Origin of the sequence: Enterococcus quebecensis (assembly GCF_001730365.1) — a bacterium.
Lineage (GTDB): Bacteria > Bacillota > Bacilli > Lactobacillales > Enterococcaceae > Enterococcus_L > Enterococcus_L quebecensis.
This window is the reverse complement of record NZ_MIKB01000012.1, coordinates 372,080-383,762: the sequence shown is the minus strand read 5'-3', so window position 1 is coordinate 383,762 and position 11,683 is coordinate 372,080. Positions and strand designations below refer to the sequence as shown.

Here is an 11,683-nt window from a genome sequence, read left to right as displayed (position 1 = left end):
GTCCTTAAACATTGGATGTGATCGAAGTGAAGCGTATAGCTGCTTTTTAACCATCATTTATTTGGTTTTAGAGGGTGAGACAAAAGTAAACAGCACTTTTGTCTCACCCTCTTTAATACTATCTACTTAGAACTTAGCATAATTACTATTTCCGAGTAGCCTAAGCTTCTCGCATAATCTTCAGCTGTTCGACCTGTATTGTCTTTCAACTCCTTATTTGCTCCTGCATCTAATAATACTTTGACGATTTGTTGGTAGACTGAAGAGCCGTTTGTTAATGCCACCGCTTCAATCAAAGCTGTGTAGCCATAGTTATTTTGATGATTAATATTAGCCCGACCATCTTTTAATAAAAGTTCAACGTTCTCCAGATGACCTTTTTCAGCAGCTGGGATCAAGGCATTCCCACCAAAACGATTAACTTTTTGCTGATCCGGTACTTGTTTTTCTAACATATATCTCAAGATTTCTGTTTTGCCTTGTGCACCTGCGTAAAGGTAAGGGCTGTCAGAGATATGATCTTGCTGATTGATATCTGCCCCTCTATCGATTAGCAGTTTAGCAATTTCGATAAAGTTTTGATGGGTAGCAATCAACAGAGGTGATTCTCCTTGCGCATTTACTTCATCAATCGGATAGTTTTTATCTTGAAGTATTTCTTGAACTTTCGCCGTATTATTCTCATTCACTGCTTGAATCAGCGTTCCTACTGGAAATGATTTACTTCTCGACTCTGAGATCTGAGAATGAGGTTCACTAAATTGAGACTTCGTTGTATCACTTTTTTCACTTGTCATACTCGTACTCTCCTTCACCGTTTGTTTTGACTCCCTTTTTTTCGTTTGACAGGCTGAAAAAATAAGTAATAAAGAAAACAGTACCGTTATCTTTAGCATGAATGTTTTTTTCATTCTATTTATCCTCCTTAACTGGGTCTTATTTTCAGTATAAAGCATAAATATAAACGAATTATAAATTCAACCGTTTCAGCGAGATTTATTTCTTATTAAAACAAAAAGCAACTAAATACTCGATTAATGCGACTGTCGGAATCTGTGAAGATAAATCAAAATTATAAGGTAGTCGCTGATTTTCAATATAATAAGGAATATTGATCGTTGAAAGTTTGGCCAATGTATTATCATGCGTATTGGTAATACTGATAATATGCTTGCTAGTTGATTTTAATAATCGAACAAGTTCAATAATTTCAGCTGTTTCTCCTGAAGTGGAAAAAATAATAATCACGCTGTCCCCCTCTTTCATTTGTGTAGAAAGAAAGGGTGCATATGGCTCATTGGAATGCATTGCCTTGTATCCTATCGTATTGAATTTTCTAGCAGCGTAATTGGCCATCACTCCTGATGACCCCATACCAACACAATAAATAAAACTTGATTGTTGTAATAACTCACTAACCATCTCAACTTGTTCTAAAACATTTTCAGCAAAAACTTGATTCACAAAAATCCCTTCAAGTGAAATCGTATCAGTCATTCCTTGACCAGCAACTTTACTGACTTCATTTTTGACATAGCGTTGAAAATCATGATAAGAATCAAAGCCACATTTCCGTACAAACCTTGTCACAGTTGAAGGAGAGCAAGGAATTTGAGCTGCGATTTCTCTAGCTGAAAGAGTAAAAATAGTTTCTAAGTTTCTAAAAATATAGTTTTGCAGTACTTCATCGGCATCAGATAGATGTTTAACTGCTGATATTTTTTCTAGCATCGACTTAACCTACTTATGTTCAAATTTATGTGTACATTATAGTGGAGGCTTAGATATAAGTAAAGAATGCTAATCAGTGATCTTTCAATAAACAAAAAACGAGCCCCGAATAAACGCTAAAAGTTTATGGGGAACTCGTTTTTTTATTTATCTAAATCAAGTGTTATTTCTTTTTCTACTCATCAATTGCTGTTACATCAATATTCAACTCAAACAATTGTAGCGGTGAAACAGTACTTGGTGCGCTAGTCATTGGATCTGCTGCTTTCCCATTTTTAGGGAAGGCGATCACTTCACGAATGTTGTTTTCGCCTGCTAATAACATCACTAAACGGTCTAAACCTAATGCGATTCCGCCGTGTGGAGGGAATCCGTAATCTAATGCATCCAACAAGAAGCCAAATTGTTCTTGTGCTGATTCTTTTGTAAATCCTAATGTTTCAAACATTTTTTCTTGTAAGTCACGCTTGTGGATACGTAGTGAACCTCCACCTAGTTCGTAACCATTTAAAACAATATCATAAGCTTCAGCGTAGACTTTAGATGGATCTGTAGAAAGTAATTCCACATCAGACTCTTTTGGTTGTGTGAATGGATGATGTGCAGAAACATAACGACCAGCTTCTTCATCATATTCAAACAATGGCCAGTCAACAACCCATAAGAAGTTAAATTTCGACTCATCGATTAAACCTAATTCTTTTCCTAAACGAGAACGAACTGCTCCTAATGCTGCTGCAACTACTTCTGGCTTATCTGCACCAAACATCAAAATATCGCCGACCTCAGCATTTGTTGCTTTGATTAATTCATCTGAAACATCTGTCAAGAATTTAGCGATTGGACCTTTTAATCCATCTTCTTCGACTTTCAACCAAGCTAGGCCTTTTGCTCCAAATTGACTAACATACGTACCTAAATTATCCATGTCTTTTCTTGAATATTTATCCGCTGCACCTTTAGCATTCAACGCTTTGACTTGCCCACCATTTTCTAAAGCCATTTGGAAGACTTTGAAATCAACATCTTTGACAACATCTGAAATATCAATTAATTCCATATCAAAACGTGTATCTGGTTTGTCACTACCGTAACGCGCCATTGCTTCATCATAGCTGATACGTGGGAATGGTAATGTTACTTCGATTCCTTTTGTTTCACGCATTACTTTCGCTAACATTTCTTCTGTCATTGTTTGGATTTCTTCTGGTGTTAAGAAAGTTGTCTCAATATCGACTTGGGTAAATTCTGGTTGACGATCCCCACGTAAATCTTCATCACGGAAACAACGAACGATTTGGTAATAACGATCGAAACCAGCATTCATCAATAACTGTTTGAAAATTTGTGGCGATTGTGGCAACGCATAAAAATGTCCAGCGTGCACACGGGAAGGAACTAAATAGTCGCGAGCGCCTTCTGGTGTTGATTTACCTAGGTAAGGTGTTTCGATATCCATAAAATCAGTGTCATCTAAATAATGACGGATTGTTTTCGTTACTTCATGACGTAATTTTAAATTTGCTGTCATTTGTGGACGGCGTAAATCTAAATAACGATATTTCATGCGAATTTCATCACCAACATTATTCTCGTCCTCAATTAAAAATGGCGGTGTTTTAGCCGTATTTAAAATCGTGATTCCTGTTGCCATTACTTCAAATTCACCGGTTTTCATTTTAGGGTTGATCGCTTCTGTATCACGATATGTTAGTTCGCCAGTGATTTCAATTACATATTCACTACGGCATTTGTCTGCAATTTCCCATGCTTCTTTTGAATGGGCTGGATTAAAAACAACTTGTGCAATCCCTTCACGGTCACGCAAGTCAATAAAAATAACTCCACCTAGGTCACGGCGTTTTTGTACCCAACCTTTTAATGTGATTACCTGTCCTACTAAATCTGCCGAAACTTCTCCGCAGTATACTGTTCTTTTTGTCATTGATTGTTGCTCCTCTTCATTTTTTACTATTTATTAATCAAACATCACTGTCATCATTTCATCATAGACTTCATCAAATCTCTCGTAAATATCTGATAGTGGAAATGCTTTTTCTTTACGGCTAGCCATTGATTTTACATTGACAATGCCTTGTGTTAACTCAGTTTCACCTAAAGTCAGTGCTAATTTTGCATTTAATTTAGCTGCTGTTTTAAATTGTGCTTTTGCTTTTCGATCCATAAAATCTCGATCCGCTGAAAAACCAAAGTTACGAATAGCTTGAACTAGTTTTAATGATTCGATATTTGTCTGCTCCCCAAGTCCTACAACAAAGGCATCTACTTCATTGATCACTGGAACAACTACGCCTTCTGCTTCCATTGTAATCAACACACGTTCGATTCCCATTGCAAAACCAAAACCAGGGGTTGCAGGTCCCCCAAGCTCTTCCACTAAACCATCGTATCGACCGCCGGCACAAATCGTTGCTTGAGCGCCCATACCAGGTGCTTCACTCATCACTTCAAAAATTGTATTTGTGTAATAATCCAAGCCACGAACCATGTTACTGTCCACTTCAAAAGGAATATTTAGCTCATTCAACATTGTTTTGACTATTTCAAAATGCTCTTTTGAATCTTCACTTAAATAATCCAAAATCGATGGCGCATCCGCTACAATCGCTTGATCTTTCTTATCTTTACTGTCTAGAACTCGTAAAGGATTTTCGTGTAGACGACGTTTCGAATCTTCACTTAAATCAGCCGATTTTGGCTCTAAATAATCAATCAAAGCCTGACGATAAGCAGCTCTTGTTGCTTTGTCTCCTAAAGAGTTAATCACCAAGCGAATTTGTTGAATCCCTAACTGTTTAAAAAAGTCTAAAGCCATTGCCATACTTTCAACATCAACCGCTGGATTAACGCTTCCGAAAGCTTCTGCTCCAATTTGGTGAAATTGTCTTAGACGTCCTGCTTGCGGACGCTCATAACGGAACATCGGTCCCATGTAATAGGTTTTATAAGGTTTCGCAAATTCTGGTCCAAATAATTTATTTTCAACAAATGAACGAACAATTGGAGCTGTCCCTTCTGGGCGCAATGTTACATGACGATCCCCTTTATCATAAAAATCATACATCTCTTTTGAAACAATGTCAGTTGTATCTCCCACGCTTCGAGAGATCACTTCATAGTGTTCAAAAATAGGGGTGCGAATTTCTTCATATTGATAATCACGGAAAATCAAGCGAGCCGTTTCTTCAACGAACTGCCACTTTTCAGAAGTTCCTGGTAATAAGTCATTGGTGCCTTTTGGTTTTTGATAACTCATTTTTTTCATCTCCTATTTTATTGTTTGTTATTTGTAAGGTGTTTTGGTAAAGATTGATTGAGATTAGAGCAGCTCTAAAGTCGTTTGTAAAATTAGGTACTACTTTTTATTCACTGATCATTTCTTTTTGTTCGGATCATGGCGTTTAATAGTTCACTAGTTAAGATAACTTCTCTCACTTCGTTCGCCAAGTATTGTTCATCATCCCCTCTAGTGAAGCCAAGCATGCTCAGCTTTAGCTCTTATATCTAAAGTGATAAACAACAAAAACTCGCCCTTGTATAATTACAAGGGCGAGTGAATAGACACACGCGGTACCACCTAAGTTTTGAAAGATTGCTCTTTCCTCTAACGATTAACGCTCGTAACGGAACGGTTTTTCCTCCGTTCATCTCCAGAATGTCTTTCGATTTTTCTATTGAAGTTGCTTTCAGCCACGGCAACTTTCTCTTATACAATTAGATTGAAATCTACTCGTTCTTTCATTGATTTTTTAGATATTAAATATAAATTACTAAAATTCCCCAGTAAAGTCAAGGGAATTCAATTAATTTCACCCTCTGAGACAAAAAATAATCTGATAATTCTTCCTTAGTACATCTATTTCAGCCTTTATTAATAAAACTTTTCTATTTTCTTAATGATGATGAAGCATATCGTGAAGGATATCTGAACCTGACCACTCACTATTATAATAAGTCGGCCAGTTTTCCAATTCTTTCAGTAACTCTTCTTGGCTCTCATCGCCAAAATATAAATGAAAATGTTCAGTTTTTGTCGGCTTAATATTGTGATCACTAAACTGAATATTTAGCGGTGCACCACTATTTTTATCTACTGCACTAAAAAGATAGCGTACACCTCTTTTACCAGATTCATATGTTAAGATTCGATACCCATCATAGTGATAGTCTGATTTTTGAGAAATGCCATCTTTAAAAAACTCAACTGTATTTCCCTTAATAAGGATTCGTTCGGTCTCCGTTTTATAGCCTGTCGTATAATATTGTTTATACTCGTCAAAACTCTTGTCCTTTTTTTCTTTTGCTTTGTGTTCAAGAACTTCATCTAAGGTGCCATCAAGCAAGTATGGATAAACGGATTGCCAATCGCCTGACCAATCTTGTAATGTTCTGTTTTCAATTTCATCATCTTTAAACTCTCCGTCCTTACTGTGAGAATGTTTATGATTATGCGCTTGTTTTTCTTTTGAAGATTGACTAGTTGTTTCAACTGTTTCTGTGTTATTTGTTTTTGCACAACCACTAACTACCAACATCCCCAGCAAAAGAATCCCGATTCCTTTAAACAACTCCGTATTTTTCTTTTTCATCTTCCAACCTCTTTTCCATTTTTATTGATTAAACCTAATAATAGCTTCTTATCATTTCTGGTTTGCAAACCACAAAACGTAACGATTACGATTTAATCAAATTATTTTATACTACCTTTCGAAAAAAAACAATAGAAAATAAAAAAATATTGTAAGCAAAGATAAGATTTCTATCTATTACTCACAATATAAAAGGTTTACAATCCACTATCTAATAGTTCTGCTAATGAAATAAGTGCCTTATGAATAGCTTCCAGTAATTGGTTTGTTTCATTTTCATTGTTTTTTTTTGCTGACATCGTCAGAATCACTTTTTCATCTAGAATACCGTAATAAAGGCCAAAACCAGTTTTATTTACTGGTCCAAAACTAAAGGACTCTAATAAATCATAGGGAATTCCGGTTGTTGAGATAAAATCTTCTCTTAATATTTCAAGTGCTTCCGCTGAAAAAAATCTCGCTCCTTCTTCAGGATTAAGAGCCATTTTTTGTAGCCCAAAAAGATGCCGTTCTATTCCCTTACCATTTTGACATTGCCTGATTCGATCTGAATGAGCGGATGCAGCTTCTTTAAATAATGCCGCTAACTCCTCTTTAGAATTCACTTCAGTATTTTCATAAAATGCCTCGACAAATACTTTTTTCTCTAGACTAATTGAACGAGCACTTTCTGTTCTCCCTTCATAAAACATACGCATAGCAACTGGTTCATAAATCGATCTTAACTTTCCAAAAACCTTTTGTTGCGCCATCGCTAAAGCAATATGGAAAAATGCGTCTGGACTGACTTTGGCTTTTTTCATCTGTTCTTTTCCGATATCAGAGATGACTTGATGTTTAATACTATAAGAGCTATTTTCTTCCATAACGCTCTTTCGTGATTGTTCTAAATCAGTGATTAATTCATTTGTTAAGACCCATTCAAATCTCTCCACTATACGAGCTGAACCCTTTTTAGCAACTGGCAAATCTCCCTCATTGAAGGAATTAAATACGTTGGTCAGTAGATTCATAGTTGGCACACCATCAATCGCAGTATGTTCCATATTAAATCCAATATAACCGTTTTTCGTGATGATCGCCTGTGTTGTTTTTGCCAAGAATTGATGGCTTGTATTTAACAAAACATCATTGATTCGTTCATCCTCAGTATCATCGTTTCCTTGTGAAAAACTTAGAATAAATAATGCCTCTTCAATCTGTTTCAAATTTTGACTATTTCTTTCATCTAGTTTTAGCTGTTCATAAATCGAAGCTGACTCATCCCTTTTGACACCTGTGAGGTAAGGAATCAACTCTTCGCCTTTTCTGGGGGTGCGTTCCGCTGATAATACATACTGCAGATTTTCCAACAATTGTTCAATGGGATAAATTTCGCCCAAACCATTTGTCACATCTAAACGAAAATAGATACCATTTGCAAAAATCACAACATAATTACCTTCTGCCTTCGCTTCTCCTCTATAAAAAGAATCGATCTCTCCGCCAGGAATTCTGCAACTTTTGAAAAAATTCATATAAAATGACATATCAACAGGTTGGTTTTGTTTCGTATATTCCATTGGATATGTGCCATCAACTAAGCGAAGATAATTATTCGTCAATTGATACACCAGTTGAGCCGCTTTGGCTTCTTTAGATGTCAATTGATCATAATAAATTGGGTTAATAACCAAAGCAAAGTTCGACTCGCTTTGCAAATAGCCTCGACTTTCTAAATAATTCTGTTCCCAAAGGGGCGCCAACCAACTCCCCGTTGTTTTTTCGGCATAATGAACCAAATCCTTTTGCAATATTACTCCATCTGAAAAACCAAAGGCTACAACTTTCTTTTGAAAGTCTTTTAGCTCTTCTAATGTCATCAGTGGTCTCATCCATTCACTAAATTCTCTTAAGGTTTCATGTAATTCAGGCACAGGCAATTTTTTTAATTTCGGTAACAGTTGCTCTTTATATTTTTCCATCTTACACCTCAACGCTCTCTTTTTCTTTCATTATACCAATCATTTCTTCTTTATATGTCCCTTTTCTAAAAATAATTGAACATAATAACAAAAATAAAAAAAGAACTTTTTATCTTGAATTAACCTGATAATTCGCTCTTATTCAATTTTCATCAAAACGAGAAATCTTGAAAAAACATAGAATAAATTAGTGATATATAAACCAACTTGAATTACTGACAAAAAATTGTAAAAACTATTTTTGAATATTTCATTTACTTGTTTTTTAGTAAGATATACTTTTTATTAAATTGAAAGCAAAGAATCGCATTAGATAACTGCGTTGTTAGAGCAGAAAATAGAGGACGATTTAGAGATCCTAACAAAAGAGGAATGGTCATTCAAAAGTTTTGGTTTAAAGCTGAATTATAAGCCTTCAAAGTAGAGGTAGATGCTTAGATAGGTGCCATACAAGCCCATACGGAGCAAATCAATGCATTTGGTCAAGCTTATAGTTAGGCTGTCTCCAACGCTACGCAAGAAATGCAGTTCGCTGTTACTATGAGTGGACAAGGAAATAGATGCTATAAACAGATAGAAAAACAAGCTTAATTTTGACAATTATCATCAAAATCAAGCTTGTTTTCTTTTGGAGAAATACTAGTACTCCAGATGTATTTCTTTATCTATTCTTTGTATCAATAATAATCGTAACCGGTCCGTCATTTATCAATGACACGGCCATATCAGCCCCAAACTCACCAGTTTCCACGTGGATCTCTAATTCTTTCAACTGCTTATTAAACAACTCATATAAAGGAATCGCAGTCTCTGGACGAGCAGCCTCAATAAAACTAGGTCGATTGCCCTTCTTTGTATCTGCATACAAGGTAAACTGAGAAACACTCAAAATGCTTCCTTGAATATCTTGAATACTTAAATTCATCTTACCAGCCTCATCTTCAAAAACACGAAGCTTGCTGATTTTACGAATTAAATAAGCCACATCTTCCGCTGTATCGATTTCATGAATTCCTAATAAAATCATGAAGCCTTGATCGATTTTTCCAACACTTTTTTGATCGATCATAACCTCAGCTTGGGTCACTCGCTGAACGACTGCTTTCATAATTTATTCCTCCTAGCCGTTGGTACGACGGACATTATAAACATCCGGTATATTTTTGATTTTATCCACGATGGTTTTTAGATGAGCCAGATTTTGAATTTTTACTGTCACATGAATCATCGCCATTTTATTTTTCGTTGGTTTTGCTTCCACACTCACTAAATTTTTGGTCATTGAACTAATTACTTGCAGCACATCATTCAATAATCCGCTACGATTATAGCCATAAATCTCTAAATCAGCATCATATTCTTTATTTGAATTATCAGTATCTTCCCACTCAACTTCAATCAAACGCTGAGCAAGTTCTTCTTGATACTGCACATTCGGACAATCCGCACGATGGATCGAAACACCTCGGCCTTTCGTAATATAACCGACAATCTCGTCTCCTGGCACTGGGTTACAGCAACGACTTATTCTAACAAGTAAGTTTTCTACGCCTTGAATCACGATTCCGCCTTCATGACGAACTTTCATTTTATCCGATTCTTTTTTGACGGGCTGTGTCATCAACTCTTCTGCTTCTTGCTTTTGGCGTACCATCTCTTGTTCTTTCCGTTCCTTTTCAGTTAAACGGTTGGACACCATTTGCGCACTAATTTCACCATAACCAACAGCTGCATAAAGATCATCTTCTGTTTGGAAATTAAAACGATCCAACGCTTCCGCCATTTTGGTTTTATTCAAAAATTCTTTTGGCGCAAAACCATGTTCCAGCAAAAACTTGCTAATTGCATCGTGTCCTTTGATAATGTTGACTTCACGATCTTGAACTTTGAAAAATCGTTTGATTTTATTTCGTGCTTTGCTTGTTGCTACCATTTTTAGCCAATCACGGCTTGGGCCAAAGGAATTTGGTGAGGTTAAAACTTCAATAATATCACCATTTTTCAGTGTATAATCCAATTGAACCATTTTCCCATTAACCTTCGCACCTGTTGTCTTATTTCCAATTTCCGTATGCACACTATAAGCAAAATCAAGCGGTCCAGAACCTTTTGGCAATTCCGTTACTTCACCGGTCGGAGTAAAGACATAGACTTTATCACTGAAAATATCGCCTTTAACACTTTCCATAAAATCAGAAGCATCATAACTCTCATCTTGCAATTCAAGAATCTCACGGAACCAACTTAGTTGTTTTGTATCATTGTCTTCATCTACTTTTTCAGTCTTACCTTCTTTGTAAGCCCAGTGAGCAGCAACCCCGAACTCAGCAATTTGATGCATTTCGTGCGTTCGGATCTGTACTTCTACTGGATTTCCTTTTGGTCCAATTACTGTTGTATGGATGGATTGATACATATTTGCTTTAGGCATAGCAATATAATCTTTAAACCGTCCTGGCATAGGGGTCCATTTCGTGTGGATCGCACCTAAAACAGCATAGCAATCTTTGATAGAATCAACAATCACTCGGATCGCTAATAAATCATAGATTTCATTGAATTGTTTTTTATGATCCTTCATCTTCCGATAGATTGAATAAATATGTTTAGGACGACCGTAAATTTCGGCATAAATATCTAAATCTTCTGTCGCTATTCGAATATCCTCAACCGCTTCTTCAACATAGGCTTCTCGCTCATCTCTTTTACTTTGCATCAAATTAACGATACGGTAGTATTGATTCGGATTGATATAGCGCAATGCTGTATCTTCCAGTTCCCATTTGATTCGACTAATCCCTAAACGATGTGCAAGAGGTGCATAAATTTCAATTGTTTCTTGGGCAATTCGGCGCTGTTTGTCTTCTCTTAGATGCTTTAGTGTACGCATATTATGGAGACGATCAGCCAGCTTCACCATAATTACACGCAAATCTTGTGCCATCGCTAAAAGCATTTTCCGATGATTTTCAGCTAACTGTTCTTCATGAGATTTATACTTTATCTTTCCAAGTTTAGTCACACCATCAACTAACATAGCGACATCTGCCCCAAACTCATTCTTTAAATCTTCCAACGTTACGTCTGTATCTTCTACCACATCATGTAAAAATCCTGTTGCAACCGTGTGCGGATCCATCCGTAATTCAGCTAAAATCCCTGCAACTTGAATTGGGTGAATAAAATAAGGCTCTCCGGACTTTCTAACTTGACCTTCATGCGCCTTTTCAGCATAATCACAGGCTTTTTGAACAAACGCAACATGCTGTGGTGCCATATATTTCGATACAAGTTTAATGACTCCTGGACCAGTCATAATTTCCTCTTTTGGCATTGTTATCACTCCTTTGTCCCTATGTCAGACACCTTCGTAACGTG

At 36.4% G+C, this 11,683-nt stretch carries 8 protein-coding genes and 1 other annotated feature; all 8 genes read right to left on the bottom strand.

Features of this window, described 5'->3' with window-relative positions; genetic code table 11:
- Window positions 1-122: 122 nt before the first annotated feature.
- The 8 genes from BCR23_RS06190 to BCR23_RS06155 all read right to left on the bottom strand — a co-directional run bounded on the left by BCR23_RS06190 (window position 123) and on the right by BCR23_RS06155 (window position 11,639).
- The gene (locus BCR23_RS06190; protein WP_069634602.1) at window positions 123-911 is read right to left on the bottom strand and encodes an ankyrin repeat domain-containing protein; all 789 of its coding nucleotides are present in this window, start codon (window positions 909-911) and stop codon (window positions 123-125) included.
- Window positions 912-996: 85 nt separating this feature from the next.
- A complete protein-coding gene (locus BCR23_RS06185) occupies window positions 997-1,731 on the bottom strand; it encodes a MurR/RpiR family transcriptional regulator (RefSeq protein ID WP_069634601.1) in 735 nt (244 codons plus the stop codon).
- Window positions 1,732-1,906: 175 nt separating this feature from the next.
- Window positions 1,907-3,676 (bottom strand): aspartate--tRNA ligase, encoded by a 1,770-nt coding sequence (aspS, locus tag BCR23_RS06180; protein WP_069634600.1) that lies wholly within the window; start codon window positions 3,674-3,676, stop codon window positions 1,907-1,909.
- 33 nt (window positions 3,677-3,709) lie between these two features.
- Window positions 3,710-5,008 (bottom strand): histidine--tRNA ligase, encoded by a 1,299-nt coding sequence (gene hisS / locus BCR23_RS06175; RefSeq protein ID WP_069634599.1) that lies wholly within the window; start codon window positions 5,006-5,008, stop codon window positions 3,710-3,712.
- Window positions 5,009-5,294: 286 nt separating this feature from the next.
- Window positions 5,295-5,503: a binding site (T-box leader), on the bottom strand.
- Window positions 5,504-5,645: 142 nt separating this feature from the next.
- A complete protein-coding gene (locus tag BCR23_RS06170) occupies window positions 5,646-6,341 on the bottom strand; it encodes a metal-binding protein ZinT (protein WP_069634598.1) in 696 nt (231 codons plus the stop codon).
- 197 nt (window positions 6,342-6,538) lie between these two features.
- Window positions 6,539-8,305: a choline/carnitine O-acyltransferase gene (locus tag BCR23_RS06165; RefSeq protein WP_069634597.1), complete on the bottom strand. Its 1,767-nt coding sequence runs from the start codon at window positions 8,303-8,305 to the stop codon at window positions 6,539-6,541.
- A 661-nt stretch (window positions 8,306-8,966) separates the two neighbouring features.
- Window positions 8,967-9,413 (bottom strand): D-aminoacyl-tRNA deacylase, encoded by a 447-nt coding sequence (gene dtd / locus BCR23_RS06160; RefSeq protein WP_069634596.1) that lies wholly within the window; start codon window positions 9,411-9,413, stop codon window positions 8,967-8,969.
- Between the two features lie 12 nt (window positions 9,414-9,425).
- Window positions 9,426-11,639 carry a RelA/SpoT family protein gene (locus BCR23_RS06155; RefSeq protein WP_069634595.1) on the bottom strand — a complete coding sequence of 738 codons (2,214 nt, stop codon included), beginning with the start codon at window positions 11,637-11,639 and terminating at the stop codon, window positions 9,426-9,428.
- Between the last annotated feature and the right edge of the window lie 44 nt (window positions 11,640-11,683).

Coding starts and splice junctions, on each gene's coding strand:
- BCR23_RS06190 (WP_069634602.1), bottom strand. CDS start 911: ATGAAAAAAACATTCATGCTAAAGATAACGGTACTGTTTTCTTTATTA.
- BCR23_RS06185 (WP_069634601.1), bottom strand. CDS start 1,731: ATGCTAGAAAAAATATCAGCAGTTAAACATCTATCTGATGCCGATGAA.
- aspS (WP_069634600.1), bottom strand. CDS start 3,676: ATGACAAAAAGAACAGTATACTGCGGAGAAGTTTCGGCAGATTTAGTA.
- hisS (WP_069634599.1), bottom strand. CDS start 5,008: ATGAGTTATCAAAAACCAAAAGGCACCAATGACTTATTACCAGGAACT.
- BCR23_RS06170 (WP_069634598.1), bottom strand. CDS start 6,341: ATGAAAAAGAAAAATACGGAGTTGTTTAAAGGAATCGGGATTCTTTTG.
- BCR23_RS06165 (WP_069634597.1), bottom strand. CDS start 8,305: ATGGAAAAATATAAAGAGCAACTGTTACCGAAATTAAAAAAATTGCCT.
- dtd (WP_069634596.1), bottom strand. CDS start 9,413: ATGAAAGCAGTCGTTCAGCGAGTGACCCAAGCTGAGGTTATGATCGAT.
- BCR23_RS06155 (WP_069634595.1), bottom strand. CDS start 11,639: ATGCCAAAAGAGGAAATTATGACTGGTCCAGGAGTCATTAAACTTGTA.